This window comes from Stenotrophomonas sp. 05N37, assembly GCF_056397365.1.
In genome coordinates this window covers 198355-218375 of the sequence record NZ_JBFTNG010000002.1, presented here as the reverse complement: position 1 = coordinate 218375, position 20021 = coordinate 198355, and the positions used below count along the sequence as shown (strand labels likewise).

Here is a 20021-nt window from a genome sequence, read left to right as displayed (position 1 = left end):
CAATCGATTGCACCATAGAGGAGTAAATCCAGCCAATGCAAGACGCAGTGCACGAAAATGGATGCTGCAGGGCACAACACTGCCGAACGCGACACGCGTGGCGTGTCACTCCGCGATGGAGGCAGGAAAAAGCAAAAGGCCCGCTGCGAAGCGGGCCTTTTGCGTGTGCAGGTAGCGACGGTGGCTTAGAACGGAATATCGTCGTCCGCGAAGTCATCCATCGGCGGCGCCGACTGCTGCGGCTGCTGCGGACGCTGCTGGCCATAACCGCCACCCTGGCCACCCTGGCGCTGACCGCCGCCACCGCCACCGCCACCGTACTCCTGGCGCGGAGCCTGCTGCCGCTGCGGACGCTCGCCGCCGCCATAGTTGCCAGCACCACCACCGCCGCCGCCACCGCCTTCACCGCGGCCGCCCAGCATCTGCATTTCATCGGCAATGATGTCGGTGGAGTACTTCTCCACGCCGTCCTGGCCGGTGTACTTGTCGTAGCGCAGGCTGCCTTCGACGTAGACCGAGCTGCCCTTGCGCAGGTATTCGCCGGCGATTTCGCCGAGCTTGCCGAAGAAAACCACCCGGTGCCATTCGGTGCGCTCCTGCTGGTTGCCATCCTTGTCCTTGCGGACGCTGGTGGTGGCCAGGCTGATGCGGGTGATCGCCATGCCGCCCTGGGTGTACTTCACGTCCGGGTCGTTGCCGAGGTTGCCGACCAGGATGACTTTATTGATGCCGCGCGCCATAGGGTTGCTCTTCCGTTGTCCGAGGGCAGGCCGCAGTCATATCACAGCCCCGGGCGGGGTGCAGATACGCGAGGCTGCCCCAGGTGAAATTGGGGGGTCCAGAAGGCACCATCTTACCATTGCCGCCGCCCCCGGCCCTGTCGGGATTCCCGCCGGCGCGAACCGGAATCCGCCTCGAGCTTTGTAGCGCAAGGGGCGCACCGGATCATCCCGGAACGCCCGGGATCGGCCGGGCCAGCGCCGATGGCCGACCGCTCCGGGCACCTCTCGCGTCGGCGAGGCCGCCCCGGAGCAGGCCACGTCCCTGCCTATCCACCGGGTTCAGTCCAGCCCTGCTCCGGCGTCTGGACCTGGACGCTCTGCACGCATGCCGCATTGCCGGGCGCGGCGCTTGGCACGTAAGTGATCACGGTGACCGGCAGGTAGGGCCTGGAGAAAAAGTTGACGCGCGGCGACAACGGCGGCCATTGCCGTCCCGCGTACTTGAAGCCGCGGCGTACAAGACGCTTGGCAAATGTGTCGAACGGGAACGTGCAATGGGCCGGCGCAGCACCCGGCGGCTCGCCGACAATATAGAATTCCACCACATGATGCCCCGCCGGCTTGGGCCGGGACTCGATCCAGTATCCCCAGCCCTCGGCGACCCGTGCGTGCGACCGGATAACGCCCGGGCGAACCGGTGATGGGGCCATCGCCGTGGCGGACAAGCGGTTCCAGCGCGACGCGGGTACCCCCTTGAAGCCACGCCCCGCCGGCTCGTTGGCGAGCAGCGCAATGATCTGCCGGCTGAGTTCATCGGCGCTGACGGCGGTGGCGCGCGTGGGGTGGCGGCCGCTGCCCGCTGCGACTGCAGTACCGGGATGCGCCGCCACCAGCAGGCACACCACAATGGACGCGATGCCCGCCCTGGCATCGCGGCACCACGCGCCCCACATATCCCTTGCTGGTCGGTCGCCTGCCACTGCCCTGTCCTGTCGGCCCTGCGTGGCGACTGTATCGCCGACCCGGACACTGCGTCCACCGCCACGCCTGCCGGCGCCTCGCCACCCGGTCCGGGCAGGCGCCGAGGCGCCGAGCGCCATGGCATCATGCAGGTCGTCGTCCCCGCCGCACCCCCGCAATGACCATTCGAGGCAAAGCCACTTCCCTGGACATCGCCCACCTGGCCGGGGTGTCGCAGCCGACCGTCTCGCGCGCCCTGCGCGGCAGCCCGATGGTCAACCCGGAAACCCGCGAGCGCATCCTGCGCATCGCCCGGGAGCTGAACTACAAGGTGGACAAGAACGCCTCCAGCCTGCGCCTGCGCAATGCCGGCACGCTGGCCCTGCTGTTCTTCGAAGACCCGACCAACGACGACTCGCTGATCAACCCGTTCTTCCACGCCATGCTCGGCTCGATCACCCGCGCCTGCGCGCTGCGTGGCTACGACCTGCTGGTGTCCTTCCAGCAGCTGTCCACCGACTGGCAGGCCGACTACGAGGACAGCAACAAGGCCGACGGCATCATCCTGCTCGGCTACGGGGATTACCACGAGTCGCGCGAGCGCCTGCAGCGACTGGTCGAGCAAGGCACCCATTTCGTGCGCTGGGGCGCGGCGCTGCCCGACCAGCCCGGGGTCTCGATCGGCAGCGACAACTTCCAGGGCGGGTTCGACATCACCGCGCACCTGCTGGACCAGGGCTGCCGGCGCATCGCTTTCATCGGCCATGCCTCCAGCCACTACCCGGAATTCGAGGAACGCTACCGCGGCCACGTCGCGGCGATGGCGGCGCGTGGCATCAGCGCCGAGCCCGCCCTGCAGCACGATGCGATCACCACCGAGCAGGATGGGTTCGATGCCTGTCAGGCGCTGCTGGCACGCGGCGAGACCCTCGACGGGGTATTCGCGGCCAGCGACCTGATCGCGATCGGGGCGATGCGCGCACTGCGCGAGCACGGGCTGCGCATCCCGCAGGACGTGGCGCTGGCTGGCTTCGACGACATCCCGCTGGCCGCCTCGGTCTCGCCCACGCTCACCACCGTGCAGCAGGACACCAAGCAGGCCGGGCAGCTGCTGGTGGAGAAGCTGCTGGCGCTGATCAACGGCGAGGCGGTGGACGGCCAGACGATCGCCGTGAAGCAGGTGCTGCGGGAATCGTCACGGCGCGGGTGAGGCCGTTCAAGCAGGTGGTTTGCTCCAGCCAAACCAGCGACTGAAGTTCAGAAAGCTGCATACCCCCATCGAAGCAGCCGGCCAGATCGCAGCAAGCATGCCCCATAGCCAGCGTCGTCTGCCTTGAGCGTGTGCGGCGTTCGCAAGGTGCCAGGCCACGCCCAGGTTCACCAGCCATGTCAACGCAAGGGCGAGCCCTTCGCCGTCGTAGCCCATATGGGAAAGCGCCACGCCTACGGCGGCACCTCCCAATACGCCCAGAAACCACATGACCGCCGCGATATCGAGGTGGCGCTTGCCGAGCGACGCGGATGCGGGGTCGATCATGGGATGGGCGTTGGCTGGGCAGTCCGCGCCGATCGTAGCCCGGGATTGTCGCTCTGCGCCATACCGCCCCCCCACTCGCCTACCGATCCATGACTTACGGCGGATGCAGCGTCCCCGCTTTGCGCCCATAACTCGCTCTTCAACACAGGGAAAGGTGTCCGCCCCATGCTGCAGATCCGCTCGCTGTCCAAGACCTACGCCAACGGCGTGCACGCGCTCAACGGGGTGACGCTCGATATCCCGCGCGGCATGTTCGGCCTGCTCGGCCCCAACGGCGCGGGCAAGTCCTCGCTGATGCGTACCCTGTCCACCCTGCAGGAAGCCGACAGCGGCAGCGTGACCCTGGAGATTCCCGGCGAGCCGGTCATCGACGTGCTGCGCGACAAGGATGCGGTGCGGCGCCGGCTGGGCTACCTGCCGCAGGACTTCGGGGTGTATCCCAAGGTGAGCGCACTGGACCTGCTGGACCATTTCGCCGTGCTCAAGGGCATCACCCACAAGGCCCAGCGCCGCGAGGTGGTGGACGGGCTGCTGCAGCAGGTGAACCTGTGGGACGCGCGCAAGCGCAAGCTGGGCACCTATTCGGGCGGCATGCGCCAACGCTTCGGCATCGCCCAGGCACTGCTCGGCGATCCGCGCCTGGTGATCGTGGACGAGCCCACCGCCGGCCTGGACCCGGAGGAACGCAACCGCTTCCTCAACCTGCTGGCCGCCATCGGCGAGAACGTGGCGGTGATCCTGTCCACCCACATCGTCGAGGATGTCACCGACCTGTGCCCGAGCATGGCCATCATGAACAAGGGCCAGGTGCTGCTGACCGGCAAACCCAGCGATGCGATCGAGGCCCTGCAGCAGCAGGTCTGGCGCAAGCAGGTGGAGGCCGCCGAACTGGCCAGCTATGAAGCCAACCACGTGGTGCTGTCCACCCGCCTGGTGGGCGGGCGCCCGGTCATCCACGTGCACAGCGCCAGCGATCCGGGCGATGGGTTCCAGGCGGTCGCCCCCGACCTCGAGGATGTGTATTTCCAGCGACTGCGCCTGCAGTCGCGGGCCGCCTGACCGGAGCGCGCCCATGATCACCGCCTTCTTCCGCTTCGAGCTGCGCGAGCAGCTCCGTTCCCCCCTGTTCTGGCTGTTGTCGCTGCTGTTCGCCGCGCTGGCCTTCGCCGCGGCCTCCAGCGATGCGGTGCAGATCGGCGGCGGCGCCGGCAACGTACACAGCAACGCCCCGATCGTGATCGCCCGCTTCATGGGCGTGTTCACCATAATGGGCATGCTGGTATCCACCCTGTTCGTCAGCAATGCATTGCTGCGCGATTTCGAACTGGGGACTGCCGAGCTGATCTTCGCCAGCCCGATCAAGCGCCGCGATTACCTGGCCGGGCGCATCCTGGCGGCGTTGTGCGCCGGGCTGCTGTTCTACGTGATCATCGCCGTGGGCCTGTTCCTGGCCCCGTTCATGCCCTGGGTGGACCCGGCGCGGATGGGGCCAATCTCGCTGCGTGGCTACGCGTGGACGTTCGCCTTCATCGTGCTGCCCAATCTGGTGTTCACCACCGCGTTGCTGGCGATGCTGGCCGCGCTCACCCGCTCGATTCTGTGGGTATACATCGGCCTGGTCGGCTACTTCGTGCTGTACGGGGTGAGCGCCTCGTTGCTGCGCGACATCGACAACACCTGGATCGCCACGCTGGGCGAGCCGATGGGCATGCGCGCGGTCGGGCGCACCGTGCGCTATTGGGCGGCCGAACAGAGCAACACCCAGCTGCCGCAGGTGGCCGGTTACCTGTTGGCCAACCGCGCGCTGTGGCTGGGCGTTGCCGCTGCCTTGTTCGCGGCGACCTTCGCGCTGTTCCGCACCGAGCGCAGTGGCAGCGGGCGACGTCGTTGGGGCCGGAAGGCCGCCGCGCCGGCACCTGCCGCATCGCGTCCCGCGCAGCGGGGGGTGCCGCGCATCCGCCCTGCGTTCGGCGCGGCCACGGGCTGGCAGCAGTACCTGCGCCAGGTCCGCTTCGATACCGCCGGCGTGCTGCGCAGCGTGCCGTTCCTGGTGCTGCTGGTACTGGGCCTGGCCAACTTCATTCCCGGCGCGCTGACGCAGGAATCGTTGTACGGCACGCCGATCTACCCGGTCACCGCCGAGATGCTGGCCTCGCTGCAGGGCGCGTACAGCTGGCTGCTGGTGATCATCGTGCTGTTCTACGCCGGCGAGCTGGTGTGGAAGGAACGCACCGCGCGGCTCAATGAAGTCAACGATGCGATGCCGGTGCCGAACTGGGTGCCGCTGCTGGCCAAGTTCACCGTGCTCGTGGTGGTGATCGCCTGCTTCCAGGCGGTGGGCGCGGCGGTGTCGATGCTGCTGCAGCTGGGCCAAGGCTACACCCGGCTGGAGCCGCTGGTGTACCTGCAGACGCTGGCGCTGGGCTCGGTGTTCTATGTGCTGATGGGCGGCATGGCGCTGGTGCTGCAGGTGCTGACCAACAACAAGTTCGCCGGCTATGCGCTGCTGATCGTGGTGATGATCGGCCAGGTCGCGCTCGGCCTGCTGGACTACACCCAGAACCTGTACAACTTCGGCAACTGGCCCAACGCGCCGTATTCGGACATGAACGGCTTCGGCCACTTCCTGGTCGGGCAGCTGGCGTTCCAGAGCTACTGGGCGCTGCTGCTGGCCGCGTTGCTGTGCCTGGCGTCGGCATTCTGGGTACGCGGGGTCGGAATGGGCCTGCGCCAGCGCATCACTCTTGCCCGCCATCGCCTGCGCGGCCCCGCTGGTGTGGGTGCGGCGCTGGCCATGGTGGGCTTCGTGGCGGTCGGCGGCTGGCTGTACTGGAACACCAACATCCGCAATGAATTCCTGTCGCCGGACCAGCAGCGCGACCTGCAGGCGCGTTACGAGCGTGAGCTGTCCAAGTACCGCGACCTGCCGCAGCCGCGCATCACCGCGGTGGACAACCGGGTCGACCTGCATCCGGAAACCCAGTCGGTCACCATCGATGCCGACTGGACCGTGCGCAACAGCCATGCCACGCCCATCACCGACATCCATATCGCGATGGACGACGACCGCCAGCTGGTGGCCGTGGACCTGGGCGGGCAGACCCTAAGTTTCCATGATGTCGACCTGGGCTACCGCATCTACCACTTGAATACACCATTGCAGCCGGGCGAGGAGCGCCGCGTGCACTTCCGCGTGGACCAGCATCCCGATGGCATCACCGCCGGGCAGGCCCCCACCGATGTGGTCGAAAACGGCAGCTTCTTCAACAGCCGCATGCTGCCCTCGTTCGGCTACGACGAGCGCGCGCAGCTGGAAGACCGCAACGAGCGCCGCAAGCGCGGGCTGGGCGAGCCGACCCGCATGCCGAAACTGGAGGATGAGGCCGCACGCGCCAACACCTACATTTCCGATGACGCCGACTGGCTCGACTTCCGCACCACCATCTGCACCGCGCCGGACCAGATCGCCCTCGCCCCGGGCTACCTGCAGGAGGAAAAGACGGTGGATGGCCGACGCTGCTTCCGCTATGCCATGGACCGGCCGATGCTCAACTTCTACGCGTACCTGTCCGCGCGTTGGGAGGTCAAGCGCGGCACGTACCGGAACATCCCCATCGAGGTCTACTACGATCCCCGCCACGGCTACAACGTGGACCGGATGATCGAGGCGGTGCAGAAGTCGATGGCCTACTACGAGGCCAACTTCACCCCGTACCAGCACCGCCAGGTGCGCATCATCGAGTTCCCCGGCTACCAGAGCTTCGCCCAGTCCTTCGCCAATACCATTCCCTACTCCGAGTCGATCGGCTTCATCGCCGACCTGCGCGACCCGGACAAGATCGACTACGTGTTCTACGTCACCGCGCACGAGATCGCACACCAGTGGTGGGCGCACCAGGTGATAGGCGCCAACGTGCAGGGCGCCACGGTGCTGTCCGAGTCGCTGTCGCAGTACTCGGCGTTGATGGTGATGGAGAAGACGTACGGCCGCGCCCACATGCGCCAGTTCCTGAAGACCGAACTGGACCGTTACCTGGCCGGACGCGGCGGCGAGCGCATCGAGGAGCTGCCGCTGGAGCGGGTGGAGAACCAGCAGTACATCCACTACGAGAAGGGCTCACTGGTGTTCTACCGCCTGCGCGAGGAGATCGGCGAGGCCGCGCTCAACCGCGCGCTCAAGCGCTTCCTGGAGGACAAGGGCTACCAGCAACCGCCGTACACCACCTCGCGCGAGCTGTTGGCCTACATCCGCGCCGAGACCCCGGCCGACCGCCAGCAGGTGGTCACCGACCTGTTCGAGAAGATCACCCTGTACGACAACCGGCTGCTGGAGGCCAAGGCGCGCAGGCGGGCCGATGGCAAGTACGAGGTCACCCTCGCCCTGCATGCCGAGAAGCGCTACGCCGACGGCGGCGGCAAGGAAACGGCCGGGAAGATGGACGACTGGATCGAGGTAGGCGTGTTCGCCAATGCCGCCTCGGGCAAGGAGCGCGACCAGAAGGTGCTGTACCTGCAGCGCCACCACATCACCGAGGCGGCACCGACGATCACCGTGGTGGTGGACGGCAAGCCGGATGAGGCCGGGTTCGATCCGTACAACAAGCTGATCGACCGGGTGAGCGATGACAACCGGCGCAAGGTGAGCCTGTAGCGCACCGAACCTGGACCGTCATGATGCGTGGCCGCAGGCGGCCACGCTCACGCCACGTGGGACGCCTGCGCCTCGCCCATCGACTGGCGCACGGCGGCGCTGAATGCATCCAGGGGGAAGGGCTTGGCGATCATTGCCATGCCCTCCTCGAGGAACGCCGCACGCTCCTGGGCTTTTTCCGCATAGCCGGTCATGAACAGCACCGGCAACTGCGGGCGTGACTGCCGCGCGATCTCGGCCAGCTGGCGGCCGTTGAGCCCCGGCAGGCCCACGTCGGTGATGAGCAGGTCGATGCCGCGCGCGGACTGCAGGATCGGGATCGCGCCATTGGCATCGCCCACCACCTGCACCTGGTAACCCAGGTCTTCGAGCACCACGGTGACCAGCATGCGCACCTGCTCGTCATCTTCGACCACCAGAATGGACTGGCCCGCGCCCAGCGAGACAGTGGCCGCGCCCGGCGCCTTGTCCGGCTCGGCAGCGGGTTCGACCAACGGGATGTACAGCGAAACGGCGGTGCCCTGCCCCGGCGTCGAATCGATGGCGATGTGGCCGCCGGACTGCTGCATGAAGCCATACACCATCGACATGCCCAGGCCGGTGCCCTTGCCGATCGGCTTGGTGGTGAAGAACGGTTCGAACGCGCGCTCGACCACCTCGGGGGGCATGCCGGTGCCGGTGTCGGCCACGGCCACCACGGTGTAGCGTCCAGCCGGGATGGTGGCGACCTCGTCCTCGCCGAGCTGCACCGCGGTGGTGCTCAGTTCCAGCTCGCCACCGCCGGGCATCGCATCGCGGGCGTTGATGGCCAGGTTCAACAGCGCGCTTTCGAACTGGTTGGTATCCAGTACGGCATGCAGGGGATCGCTGGCCAGCCGGGTGCGCACGACAATGCTCTCACCCAGGGTGCTGCGCAGCAGGTGCTGGATGGACCCGACCAGCTGGTTGAGCTCCACCGGCTTGGCGTCCAGCGACTGCCGGCGCGAGAACGCGAGCAGGCGCTGGGTCAGGCCGGCGGCGCGCTGGCTGGAGGCGGTGGCGGTGTCCAGGAAACGTTCGAGGTCGTCGACGCGGCCCATCTCCAGGCGCATCCGCACGATGTCCAGCGCCGACAGGATGCCGGTCAGCATGTTGTTGAAGTCGTGTGCGATGCCACCGGTGAGCTGGCCGATCGCCTCCATCTTCTGCGACTGCCGCAACGCCGCCTCGCTGGCCTCGCGCGCGGCCATCTGCGCCTCCAGCTCACGGGTGCGCTCGGCGACCATGGCCTCCAGCTCATGCGCGTGGCGCTGGCTGCTTTCCAGTGCGAGCTTGGCCACGGTGATATCGGTGACGAAGACATGGAAGCCGTCGATGCTGCCGTCTGCGGCCACGCGTGGCGAGTAGCGCACTTCGCTGTCACGCCGCCCGCCATCGGCGCGTGGCCAGCTCACCTCATACTGCACTTCCTCGCCGGCCAGCGCGCGCTGCATGGCCGGCAGCCGGGCCTGCCACACATCGACACCCACGACCTCGCCCACGTGTTTGCCGATGACCTGCCCGATCGGCAGGTCGAACCACGCTTCGTAGGCCTTGTTGGCGAACCGGTAGTGCAGGCTGCGGTCGACGAAGGCGATCAGCACCGGCATCGCATCGGCAATCAGGCGCAACTCGGACTCGCTGCGCACCAGGGCCACGCGGCTGTCGGCCAGCGCCTGCATCTGGTCGCGGACCAGGTACTGCTTCTCGCGCGCGCGCAGCGCGCCCTGCACGGCGCTGAGCAGGGAGAGGCTACCCAACGGACGATCGAGCTCGATGACGTTGACCGAACGCGGCAACAGTCCGTCGGCCGGCGCACGCCGGTGCGCGCGCGGCGAGCGCAGCAGGATGAACGGCAGGTCCGACCAGGCCGGCTGCGCGGCCAACGCGGCCACCAGCGCGTCGACTCCACCGGCGACGGCTTCCTCGGTGACCAGGGCCACGCCGGCCTGTTCGTCGAGCGAGTCGCTCAGGGCCGCCAGGGTGGGCAGGATGCGCGTACTGAGCCCGGCGGTATGCAGGACGGTGGCGATGCTGTCGGCGTCGCGGCCGAACGGTGCGACGATATGGACGATGCCGGCCCCGTCGTCATCCGGCATGCGAGTGGCCCAGCAGCGCGGCACTGTCGCCGACGAATTCCGGCGTGCCGGTGAGGATGCCCCGGAATTCCTTTAGCGGACCGCTGAGCGCCAGGCCCCTGCCGTCGATCTTGAGCTCGCGGATGGTGTCTTCGTGCGCCCCGCCGCGGTTCTTGATCACCGAAATCGCCTTGCGGATCCGCCCCTGCGCCTCGAAGAAGCGGAACAGGATGACCGCATCGGCGATGTAGGAGACGTTGAGGTTGCCGGTGGACATGGTGCCCACCAGGCCATGCTGCGGATTGACCAGGAAGGTGACCACGCCCTTCTGGTTGAGGTAGGAGAGCATCTCGTGCAGCTGCAGCATGAGCTGCTTTTCCTGGGGCATGGCGGCGACGTAACCGTTGAGGCTGTCGATCATCAACACGCTGCAGCCGCGCCCCTCGACGGCCTTCTGGATGTTCCAGGAAAACTCGCCCGGGGAGATGTCGGCCGGGTCCATCTGCATGATTTCCAGCCGGCCCGATGCCAGGTGCTGGTGCAGGTCGATGTCCAGCGACTTGGCACGGGCCAGCAGGGTGCCCACGCGCTCGTCGAACTCGAAGATGCAGCACTGCTCGCCGCGTTCGCAGGCCGCCCAGATGTACTGCAGCGCGACGTTGGTCTTGCCGCTGCCGGCCGGGCCGGTCAACAGCGTGCAGGTGCCGCGCAGTGGGCCGCCGCCAAGCAGGTTGTCGATCTCGGCCACGCCGCTGCCCACCGCCGTTCCGTCGAACTGCTCGTGATGCTGGTTGGCGATCAGGCGCGGGAACACCTCCAGGCCGCCGGCACGGATCACCATGTCGTGGTAACCGGCGATGAAGTCCACGCCCCGCAGCTTCTGCACCTGCAGGCGGCGCCGCGCCGGGCCGAAGTCCAGGGTCAGCCGTTCCAGCGAGAGCACGCCGTGGCACAGGCTGTGCAGCTGGCCGTCGCGATCCTCGCTGGTGGAGGTGAGGTCGTCGACCAGGAAAACGGTGGCGCTCTTGGGTGCGAAAAACTGCTTGAGCGCCAGGATCTGGCGCCGATAGCGCAGCGAATCCTGCGACAACAGGCGCAGCTCGGAGAGCGAGTCGAACACCACGCGGCTGGGCCGGATGCGCTCCACTTCGCCCAGGATCAGGTTGACCGTTTCATCCAGCTCCACCTCCCAGGAGTGCAGCACCGACTGCAGGCGGCCATTGCCCAGCGCGTCCTCGGCCGAGCCCAGCTCGAACAGGTGCAGCCCGTCCAGCGACCAGCCATGCGCGGTGGCGACCTCGCGCAGCTCCTCGGCGGTCTCGGACAGGGTGATGTAGAGGCAGCGCTCGCCCCTGCGCAGGCCTTCCAACAGGAACTGCAGCGACAGGGTGGTCTTGCCCGACCCTGGGGGACCTTCCAGCAGATACAGGCGCCCCTGCGGGAAACCGCCGCGGAGAATCTGATCCAGGCCCTGGATGCCGGTGGTGATGCGGGAGGATTGTGTCTGCATAGGTTCGCCAATTTCGACGCGGCGAGTCTAGCAACGGGCATTGTGTAGATATTGTGTGACCTGCCTGTCCTGCTAGAAGCAGATTAAGCAATGTGTAAACGGCGTAAAACGCCCTCTCGGCCGCCCTCAGGCAAAGTCCTTGAGGATCTCGCCGATGCCGGCCGGCGACAGCTCCATGCCCAACCGGGTGCCCGGGTTGACCACGACACCGTAGCCCCCCGGCACGCGCCTGAGCACCTCGATCATCTGCATGCGGATCGTATGCGGCGCCTGCTGGTTGTGGAACCCGACCCGCGCGATGTCGGTGAACACCGCCACGTGCAGCACGCCCTGCTTGTCGAACAGCAGCGGGTCGAAGCCGCTGCCATCGGGGGTGACGAGGCTACCGGTCAGCAACACCACCTCGGCCGCGACAAAGGCCTTCATGAACAGCGCGATCGGCAACTGGCCGTCCATCGCCGACTGCAGCAGGGTTTCAAGCGGATTCTGCGGAGGCAGTTCGGTCACGGGCACTATTCCGGGGCGTGGCGGCCCCGGATTGTACCGGGAGTGCCGGCTGCCAGCCGGCCGGAGGCATACCCTGCCCCGATCGGCTGGCCGGCCAGTGGCTGGCGCTACCGTGCCAGGCGGGCGCTGCGCGCCTGCTGGTCGGCGGCGGCGCGCTGCAACTCGGCCTGCAGCGCGGCCTGGGCCACCGGCGCGTCCAGCAGGAACACCCGCACGCCGTGCGCCGGCACTTCGGCGGTCAGGCGGTCCTTGACCTGCTGGCTGCCGCCGCCCAGCGCATCGCGCCAGGTGCCTGCCTGCACATAGCGGCGCACCTCGATGTTGCGGGCGGCATCGCCCTTGTTGAGCAGCACCAGCGCCGTCTGGTGCGTGTCGCCCTGCTGGAGCACCCGGAAGAACACCGCTTCATCGCCCTGCAGCCGCTCGTTGACCTGCAGGCCGCGTTGCAGGGCCGGCGTGGCCGCACGCAGCTGGGCGATGCGCTGCAGCGGGCCGTAGATCGGGCTCTGCGCGGCAGCGTCGACGCGCGCCTGGCCGAAATAGGCGCGGTTGCCGGCATGTTCGGCGCGGCTGCGCATGAAGCCGGTTTCCGAGCCGTAGTACAGCACCGGAATGCCACGCGCGGTAAACAGCCAGTTGTGCGCGTCGATGAAACCGCTGTCGGTGGCGTCCAGGCGGGCCATGTCGTGGTTGTCGTAGAAGCTCATCAGCTCGTACGGGTTGGCGTACGGGCCGCCGACCAGGTGCAGGGGCTCGGACAGGGTCTCAAACCCCTTCTGCTCCTTGCCGAACACCGACGACAACGCGCCACGCAACGGGAAATCGAGCACGCTGACGTTGGCATTGGCCGGCCAGGTGTGTTCGGCGATCTTGCCGGCGTCGTAGTCGAAGGCCTCGCCAAACATGAACATGCCCGGATGCGCGGCGCGGATGCGGCCGACGAATTCGTGCCACCACGGGTGCGGCAACCAGCCGATGGTATCGATGCGCAAGGCGTCGACGCCCTGCGCGGTCCACTGCAGGTAAGCCCCGACCAGGTAGTCCATCACCGCCGGGTTGTGCTCGTTGAAATCCGACAACTCGGCCAGGTTGCCATCGAAGATCGAGCCGTCCTTGCCATCCACCGGGCCGATGGTGTTGTAGAAGGCGTGCAGCGGGGTGTGCCCCGGGTCGAGCTGCTGCGGCGGCAGGTTCTGGTGGTCGGCGATGAGCGTGCCGTCCTTGCCGAAGATCTGCCCGAACTGCGGCTGGCGGGTGGGCATGGTCCAGGCCGGCGAGCCGTGGTTGCCGACGATGTCCAGCACCACTTTCAGTTTGGCCGCATGCAGGCCACGGGTAAGCCCGGCAAAATCGAGGTCGGCACTGGGCAGGTGTTCATCGAGCCTGTAGAAGTTGATGCCCCAGTAGCCGTGGTAGCCGGTCTTGCCGCGATCGGTCAGCGTGCTGCTGCAACTGATCGGCTTGCTGCCGGTGAAGGCCTCGTCGGGGTTGTCCACGATCGGGGTGATCCAGACCGCGCCAAAGCCCAGGTTGCGGATGTAGTCGGCGTTGTCGAGCACGCCCTTGAAGTCACCGCCGAGGTAGCCGATGTTGCCATCGACCTTGTCCGGGCACGGCACCGGGATGTCGAAGGTACGGTGTTTGCCGCCCTGGTCGCGGTGGTCGTTGGACGGGTCGCCGTTGACGAAGCGGTCGGTGACCACGAAGTACACCGCGTCGCTGGCGAACGGCTCGGTGGTGCCCACGTATTCGGGGCGCGGCGCGGCGATGGCCTGCGCCGACAGCAGCGCGAAGGACAAGCCCAGCGACAACCGGGAAAAACCATGCATCAGGCAAGCTCCTGTGTGGAAGGCACGCGCAGCACGCACACACCGGCCACGAACAGGCTGGCGCCGCCCAGGGCGAGCACGTGCATCGGATCGCCGCCCAGCCAGGTGCGCAGCATGAAGCCCAGCGCGCTGGCGGCGATCAACTGCGGGATGACGATGAAGAAATTGAACAGGCCCATGTAGATGCCCATCTTGGCCGCGGGCACGCTGTCGGACAGCAGCGCATACGGCAGCGACAGGATCGAGGCCCAGGCGAAACCGACGCCGACCATCGACAGCAGCAGCCAGGTGGGATCATCGATCACCGCCAGCGAGATCAACCCCAGCCCGCCCAGCCACAGGTTGACCAGGTGGCTCCAGCGCAGGCCAAGCAGGCGCACCATCGGCGGGATCAGCAGCGCAGCCAGCGCGGCGAAGCCGTTATAGGCGCCGAACAGCACGCCCACCCAGTTGGCGCCCTCGTTGTAGGCGGCCGAGGCGGGATCGGTGGAACCGAAGTGCGTGCCGGCCACGGCAGCGGTCGTGTAGATCCACATCGCGAACAGCGCGAACCACGAGAAGAACTGCACCCATGCCAGGCGCCGCATGGTTGGCGGCATCGCGCGCAGGTCATCGACGATCTGCGCCAGCATGTGCGTGCCGGGCAGCAGCCGCGAGGCGGCCAGCAGCAGGCCGTAGGCCGCACACAGCCCGGCCAGCACGTACAGCATCTTGTCGCCGCGCTGCGAGGCGATGGCCACGGCCAAGCCCGCGCCGATCAGCAGCCACAGTGCACTCTGCGCCCACGGCGGCGGGCCGGCCATGCGCGACGACTGTTGCGCGGCGGGCGGTTCGGCATCGGCGAAGCCCGCCAGCTCGGACGGCGCATATTCGCGGGTGCTGAACACCGTCCAGCAGATCGCGCCCAGCAGCACCGCTGCACCCACGTAGAACGCGTAGCGCACCGTGTCCGGCACCTGCCCTGCCCCGGCGGTATTGGCCACGCCAACATGGGCCAGGATGAAGGGCAGGAAGCTGGCCACGATCGCGCCGATGCCGATGAAGAAGCTCTGCATCGCATAGCCGGTGGGCCGCTGGCGCGGTGCGAGCTGGTCGCCGACGAACGCGCGGAATGGTTCCATCGACACGTTGATCGACGCGTCCAGCACCCACAGCGTGCCGGCGGCGATCCACAACGTGGGCGAATTGGGCATCACCAGCAGCGCCAGCGTGGTCAGTACCGCGCCCACCATGAAGTACGGCCGGCGCCGGCCCCAGCGGGTCCAGGTGCGGTCGGACCAGTAACCGATCACCGGCTGCACCAGCAGCCCGGTCAGCGGCGCGGCGATCCACAGCCCCGGCACCGCATCCATCGGTGCGCCGAGGGTCTCGAAGATGCGGCTGGCATTGGCGTTCTGCAGGGCGAACCCGAACTGGATGCCGAGGAAGCCGAAGCACATGTTCCAGATCTGCCAGAACGACAGCGTGGGCTTGGCCGGGCGGTTCATCGGGCTGCCTCCGCCGTGGCGGCGATCGGGGCGATCAGCAACGCGCTGATCGTGGCCTGGTTGAGCACGCCATCGCGGCCGCCCTTGCCGCCGTTGTAGCTGGCAAAGTGCGCCAGTGCGCTCATGTTGAAGCCCTCTTCCAGCGTGAAGCGGCAGCGGCCCCGGGGCAGGTCGAATTCGACCGCGGTGGAGGCCTGCGGGCCCACGCTGTGCGGCATCACCACGCTGGCGCGCTGCGCAGGCTGGCCCGGGCACTGCGCGACCACCTGCTTCACCGCCGCGGTGACGCCGGTGTTGATCGGGCCGTTGGAATTGTCGTAGCGCAGGCGAACGCGCACGCGGGTGGGAGCGGCGGCGCTCCAGGCCCAGGCCGTGGCCCCGTTGAGGCGCTGCTGCGGGCCGACGCAGCTCATCGGGCTGTGCAGGGATTCCAGCGCACCGTCGCGGCGGGTGAGGCTGAGGCAGTGCTGGTGGCCGTCGTCGCGGACGGTGAGCGGCGAGGCGGTGGTGACCTCGCGGCCGTCCAGCCACAGCACGTGGTTGGCGGGAACTGGAATCGACCAGGTCTTGCCGCGTTTGACCGGTTCGGGTGCGGTGGGGGTGGTGGGGGCATAGGCGGCTGCGGAAGCAGGAGCAGGAGCAGGAGCAGGAGCAGCCGAGCGTGGCTCGGCTCTACCCGTTCCGGCGGCTGCGGTTTGTGGCTGCGCCATCAGTTGCACGGTGACGGTGTTGTTCTTGCGCACGATGTTCTTTGCCACCAGCAACGCGCCCTCCAGCTTGCGCGGGCGCTTGAGCACGTAACGGGTCGTGCCGTCGTCCAGCTCGATGCTGCTGCGCTTGCCGAACAACGGCGGCACCAGCGCGGTCGGCAGTTTCGGGGCGACGTTGCCGTCGGCGTCCACGCCGAACACGCCCTCCAGCACCATCGACAGGTAGCCGGCCACCGACCACAACTGGCGCGGCGAGTTGACCACCGGGCCGCTCAACGCACCTTCGTCGACATGCACCGCCAGGCGGCGCATCTCGTAGTTTTCCATGTTGGACCCGGCCAACGCGGTGCCACGCATCAGCGATTCGATCTCCAGCTGGATGCGGGCGGCGTCATCGAGACGGCGTGCGGCGCGCAGCGAGTACGCACTGACGAACGGCCAGACCGCGCGATTGTGGTAGATCGGCTGCCGTGCCTCCTGTGGCCACACCACCGGGCTGCCCCCTTCCACTGCCGGGTAGTTGGCCAGCGCGCGACGCGCGCGGTCGGCGGGGAACACATCGGCCAGCACGCCCAGCGAGATCGCCAGCAGGTCGTACTTGGCGTACGGCACCGGGTGCGCCGCTTCGCCGATGTAGCTCATGTACAGGCCGGCGTCCTCGCGCCAGAAGCGCGCGTCGATCTGCGTGGCCAGCGCATCGGCCCAGCCGGCGTACTGGCTGGCGCGGTCGTCGCCACGGTCGCGTGCGAGCCGCTCGGCCAGGCGCAGCGCCTGGTAGTGCAGCACGTTGGTGGACAGCGCGAACGACTCGCCGATGAAGCGCACGTCCTGGCGGGTCCAGTCCGGGTAGGTCTGTTCGCGCCAGTCCAGGAACGAGGTCTCGCCGCGGTACAGGCCCACGCGCGGGTCGAACACCGCGGCGCGGTCCTGCGCCAGGGTGGCCTGCAACGCCTGCCAGACCTGGTCGGCAAACGCGGGGTCGGCGAGCAGGCCGCGCGCGGCCAGGAACCACACCACGCGGTCGCTGCTGATCGGCCAACTGCCGCCCGAGCCGGTGTCCTGGGCCACGAACAGCCCCGGCGTCTTCCCGTCGCGCGCGGCCGAGAGCTTGAACTGCAGCGACTGCCGGGTCCGCACCGGGTCCAGCCGCGACAGCGCCAGGTCGGCGGCGAAGCTGACATCGCGGGTCCAGACGTACGGCCAGCGTTCGCCGGTCTGGAAGCAGTCGCACGGCACCGGGTTGCCCTGGTTGAAGGACGGATCGCGGATCGCGTCGACGCGGTCGGCGTCCAGCTCCTGCTGGGCCAGGGCGAACAGCGCATCGAACAGCACGCTGTCGGTGCGGCTGCGCATCGGCTGCGCGGCGATCGCCACGTCGTGCCCGGGCGCATGCAGCTGGAAGCCGCCGTCGGCAGCAGGGGTGGCGCGCGCGGTGCGGCCATCGAAAGTGAGGTCCGCCGCGGTTGCGGTCGAACCCAGCGCCAGCCCGAGGGCAGCGGTCAGGCAGATCATCTTCAGCATCGAAGCGGCATCCCGGTTTGCACCCGGTGCCTCCCTCCCTCTTTGCACGCGTTGTGGTTACGCAGACCGCCACGACGATGGGCAACGGTTGCGCTCGCGGCCCCCTCCCAGGGTGCCTGGCCCCATGGTAGACGGCACGCCCGGATGCGCGCCCCTTTGCATACGTATTCATGGCGATGCGGCGGGACCACCGCGCTTGCGTGGCTATAGTCCGAGCCATGTTCCGGCCACCTTGGGAGGGGAAATGCCGACGAAACCGCATCACGTGCGTGGATGGCACGCGCCTGGCCGCCTGCCCTGGCTGGCGCTCGGGTTGTCCCTGCTGGCCTTCATCGCCCGCGCCGAACCGGTCACGGTGGCCAGCGTCGCGTCCCCCGGCAACGTGTTGACGGTATCGCTGCAACTGGACGGCGGCACGCCCAGCTACCGCGTCGAACGCCTGGGCGACACCGTGGTGGCCGACTCGCGGCTCGGCTTCCAGCTGCGCGATGGGCGGCTCGATCGCGATCTGACCGTACTGGGCCAGGCCACGCGTTCGTTCGACAAGACCTGGGAGCAGCCGTGGGGCGAGCGCCGTCGGGTACGCAACCACTACAACGAAGTGGCCGTCCAGCTCGGCGAGCGCGGCGGTGCCGGGCGCCGGTTCGAGGTGGTGTTCCGCGTCTACGACGACGGCCTCGGCTTCCGTTACCGCTTCCCCGAGCAGGCCGGCATGCGCGAGGCGATCATCGATGACGAGCTGACCGAGTTCGCGATCGCGCCCGACGCCACCGCGTGGTGGATCCCGGCCGGCGAACCGATCCACTACGAATACCTGTACCAGCGCACGCCGCTGGACCAGGTGCCGCTGGTGCACACCCCCATTACCCTGCGCAGCCGCGATGGCCTGCACGTGGCGATCCACGAGGCGGCGTTGGTCGACTACGCCGGCATGTGGCTGCGCCGCATCGACGGCCAGCGCCTGCGCGCGCAACTGTCGCCCTCGGCCGAAGGCTGGAAGGTGCGGCGCACCCTGCCCTTCGCCACCCCGTGGCGCACGCTGCAGATCAGCGACCGCGCCGGCGGCCTGGTCGAATCGGACCTGATCCTCAACCTCAACGAGCCCAACGCGCTGGGTGATGTGAGCTGGGTCAAGCCGTCCAAGTACCTGGGCGTGTGGTGGTCGATGCACCTGGACCAGGAAAGCTGGGCGACCGGCCCGAAACATGCCGCGACCACGGCGAAAACGAAGAAGGTGATCGACTTCGCCGCCGCGCACGGCTTCCGTGGCGTGCTGGTGGAAGGCTGGAATCCCGGCTGGGACGGCAACTGGGTGGGCAACGGCGACGCCTTCGATTTCACCCGCCCCACCGCCGACTTCGACATCGAGGCGCTGTCGGCGTATGGCGCGAAGAAAGGCGTGCGCCTGATCGGCCACCACGAAACCGGCTGCGCGGTGGAGCACTACGAAGACCAGCTCGGTGCCGCGCTGGACCTGTATGCACGGCTGGGCGTGGACTCCTTCAAAAGCGGCTACGTGTGCGACGACGGCCAGGTGGACCGGCGCAATCCGGCTGGCGGCCCGCTGTGGCGCGAGTGGCACGACGGCCAGTTCATGGCCCGCCATCACCTCAAGGTGGTGCAGGAAGCGGCCAGGCGCCACATCGCGGTCAACCCGCACGAGCCGATCAAGGACACCGGGCTGCGCCGCACCTACCCCAACTGGATCTCGCGCGAAGGCGCCCGTGGCATGGAGTACAGCGCCTGGGGGCAGCCGCCGAATCCGCCCGACCACGAGGTCAACCTGGTCTTCACCCGCCTGCTGGCCGGACCGATGGACTACACCCCCGGCATCCTCAGCCTCAAGGGCCGTGGCGGCCAGGCCATCCCCAGCACGCTGGCCCGCCAGCTGGCGCTGTACGTGGCGATCTACAGCCCGATCCAGATGGCCGCCGACCTGCCCGAGCACTACCTGCAGCATCGCGAGGCGTTCCGCTTCATCGAGGACGTGGCGGTGGACTGGGACGACTCGCGCGTGCTCAACGGCGAGGTGGGCGACTACGTGACGATCGTGCGCAAGGACCGCCACAGCCGCGACTGGTTCCTCGGCAGCATCACCGACGAACACGGCCGCGTGCTGCCGGTGTCGCTGGGCTTCCTGGAACCGGGCGTGCGCTACCGCGCGGAGATCTACCGCGATGGCGACGGTGCGGATTTCCGCCGCAATCCGTTCGCCTTCGTCCGCGACACCCGCGAGGTCACCAGTGCCGACGCGCTGACGCTGGTACTGGCACCCGGCGGCGGCCAGGCGATCCGCTTCACGCCGTTGTAAGGGTCACGGCGCCCTGCGGAATGCCGGCCGTCGGCGCGTCTGGAGGAGGGCCCCCTGAGTCAGGGGGCGCTGCCGAAGGCACGGGGATTCGGGTGTATGTGAGACAGGGCTTCGCGGTGTGCGACGCAAACCGTGGCGCGGCAGCGCGACTGCGATGACGCACCTGTAACCGGTTCCAAC

13 protein-coding genes are annotated in these 20021 nt (G+C 68.0%); 4 read left to right on the top strand and 9 right to left on the bottom strand.

The features are described from left to right. Positions 1–185 precede the first annotated feature (185 nt). Both AC1DGC_RS07605 and AC1DGC_RS07600 read right to left on the bottom strand, forming a co-directional pair. The gene (locus tag AC1DGC_RS07605; protein WP_478047559.1) at positions 186–740 is read right to left on the bottom strand and encodes a single-stranded DNA-binding protein; all 555 of its coding nucleotides are present in this window, start codon (positions 738–740) and stop codon (positions 186–188) included. 308 nt (positions 741–1048) lie between these two features. Continuing rightward, positions 1049–1675: a hypothetical protein gene (locus tag AC1DGC_RS07600; RefSeq protein WP_478047558.1), complete on the bottom strand. Its 627-nt coding sequence runs from the start codon at positions 1673–1675 to the stop codon at positions 1049–1051. Positions 1676–1860: 185 nt separating this feature from the next. Between AC1DGC_RS07600 and AC1DGC_RS07595 the strand changes: the two genes are divergently transcribed. Continuing rightward, entirely contained in the window at positions 1861–2892 is a 1032-nt protein-coding gene (locus AC1DGC_RS07595) for a LacI family DNA-binding transcriptional regulator (RefSeq protein WP_259203781.1), read from the top strand. Positions 2893–2898: 6 nt separating this feature from the next. Here the strand turns inward: AC1DGC_RS07595 and AC1DGC_RS07590 are convergent, their stop codons facing one another. After that, positions 2899–3219, bottom strand: a complete 321-nt coding sequence (locus AC1DGC_RS07590) for a hypothetical protein (protein ID WP_259203780.1) — start codon at positions 3217–3219, stop codon at positions 2899–2901. A 165-nt stretch (positions 3220–3384) separates the two neighbouring features. Between AC1DGC_RS07590 and AC1DGC_RS07585 the strand changes: the two genes are divergently transcribed. Together AC1DGC_RS07585 and AC1DGC_RS07580 are read left to right on the top strand one after the other, a co-directional pair. Further along, a complete protein-coding gene (locus AC1DGC_RS07585; protein ID WP_394161749.1) occupies positions 3385–4278 on the top strand; it encodes an ABC transporter ATP-binding protein in 894 nt (297 codons plus the stop codon). A 13-nt stretch (positions 4279–4291) separates the two neighbouring features. After that, the gene (locus tag AC1DGC_RS07580) at positions 4292–7870 is read left to right on the top strand and encodes an ABC transporter permease/M1 family aminopeptidase (protein ID WP_478047557.1); all 3579 of its coding nucleotides are present in this window, start codon (positions 4292–4294) and stop codon (positions 7868–7870) included. 47 nt (positions 7871–7917) lie between these two features. On the opposite strand, the gene AC1DGC_RS07575 is transcribed toward AC1DGC_RS07580, so the two are convergent. The 6 genes from AC1DGC_RS07575 to AC1DGC_RS07550 form a co-directional block, all read right to left on the bottom strand. Then, on the bottom strand, positions 7918–9987 hold the full coding sequence (locus tag AC1DGC_RS07575; RefSeq protein ID WP_478047556.1) for a hybrid sensor histidine kinase/response regulator: 2070 nt from the start codon (positions 9985–9987) through the stop codon (positions 7918–7920). Then, positions 9977–11476, bottom strand: a complete 1500-nt coding sequence (locus AC1DGC_RS07570; protein WP_478047555.1) for a DUF7125 family protein — start codon at positions 11474–11476, stop codon at positions 9977–9979. The genes AC1DGC_RS07575 and AC1DGC_RS07570 overlap by 11 nt, the downstream gene beginning before the upstream one ends. A gap of 126 nt (positions 11477–11602) precedes the next feature. Beyond that, on the bottom strand, positions 11603–11983 hold the full coding sequence (locus AC1DGC_RS07565) for an SseB family protein (protein WP_394161757.1): 381 nt from the start codon (positions 11981–11983) through the stop codon (positions 11603–11605). Positions 11984–12090: 107 nt separating this feature from the next. Beyond that, entirely contained in the window at positions 12091–13812 is a 1722-nt protein-coding gene (locus AC1DGC_RS07560) for an alpha-amylase family glycosyl hydrolase (RefSeq protein ID WP_478047554.1), read from the bottom strand. Beyond that, positions 13812–15299 (bottom strand): MFS transporter, encoded by a 1488-nt coding sequence (locus tag AC1DGC_RS07555; RefSeq protein ID WP_478047553.1) that lies wholly within the window; start codon positions 15297–15299, stop codon positions 13812–13814. Before AC1DGC_RS07555 ends, AC1DGC_RS07560 begins: the two co-directional genes overlap by 1 nt. Next, positions 15296–17530 carry a glucosidase family protein gene (locus AC1DGC_RS07550; protein ID WP_478047552.1) on the bottom strand — a complete coding sequence of 745 codons (2235 nt, stop codon included), beginning with the start codon at positions 17528–17530 and terminating at the stop codon, positions 15296–15298. The genes AC1DGC_RS07555 and AC1DGC_RS07550 overlap by 4 nt, the downstream gene beginning before the upstream one ends. A gap of 244 nt (positions 17531–17774) precedes the next feature. On the opposite strand from AC1DGC_RS07550, the gene AC1DGC_RS07545 reads away from it, so the two are divergent. Further along, a complete protein-coding gene (locus AC1DGC_RS07545; RefSeq protein ID WP_478047551.1) occupies positions 17775–19841 on the top strand; it encodes a glycoside hydrolase family 97 protein in 2067 nt (688 codons plus the stop codon). Positions 19842–20021 lie beyond the last annotated feature (180 nt).

Bases quoted from the DNA above. Each gene is read 5' to 3' on its own strand.
- AC1DGC_RS07580 (WP_478047557.1), top strand. From the start codon at position 4,292: ATGATCACCGCCTTCTTCCGCTTCGAGCTGCGCGAGCAGCTCCGTTCC.
- AC1DGC_RS07590 (WP_259203780.1), bottom strand. From the start codon at position 3,219: ATGATCGACCCCGCATCCGCGTCGCTCGGCAAGCGCCACCTCGATATC.
- AC1DGC_RS07560 (WP_478047554.1), bottom strand. From the start codon at position 13,812: ATGCATGGTTTTTCCCGGTTGTCGCTGGGCTTGTCCTTCGCGCTGCTG.
- AC1DGC_RS07570 (WP_478047555.1), bottom strand. From the start codon at position 11,476: ATGCAGACACAATCCTCCCGCATCACCACCGGCATCCAGGGCCTGGAT.
- AC1DGC_RS07595 (WP_259203781.1), top strand. From the start codon at position 1,861: ATGACCATTCGAGGCAAAGCCACTTCCCTGGACATCGCCCACCTGGCC.
- AC1DGC_RS07550 (WP_478047552.1), bottom strand. From the start codon at position 17,530: ATGCTGAAGATGATCTGCCTGACCGCTGCCCTCGGGCTGGCGCTGGGT.
- AC1DGC_RS07585 (WP_394161749.1), top strand. From the start codon at position 3,385: ATGCTGCAGATCCGCTCGCTGTCCAAGACCTACGCCAACGGCGTGCAC.
- AC1DGC_RS07545 (WP_478047551.1), top strand. From the start codon at position 17,775: ATGCCGACGAAACCGCATCACGTGCGTGGATGGCACGCGCCTGGCCGC.
- AC1DGC_RS07600 (WP_478047558.1), bottom strand. From the start codon at position 1,675: ATGTGGGGCGCGTGGTGCCGCGATGCCAGGGCGGGCATCGCGTCCATT.
- AC1DGC_RS07575 (WP_478047556.1), bottom strand. From the start codon at position 9,987: ATGCCGGATGACGACGGGGCCGGCATCGTCCATATCGTCGCACCGTTC.
- AC1DGC_RS07555 (WP_478047553.1), bottom strand. From the start codon at position 15,299: ATGAACCGCCCGGCCAAGCCCACGCTGTCGTTCTGGCAGATCTGGAAC.
- AC1DGC_RS07605 (WP_478047559.1), bottom strand. From the start codon at position 740: ATGGCGCGCGGCATCAATAAAGTCATCCTGGTCGGCAACCTCGGCAAC.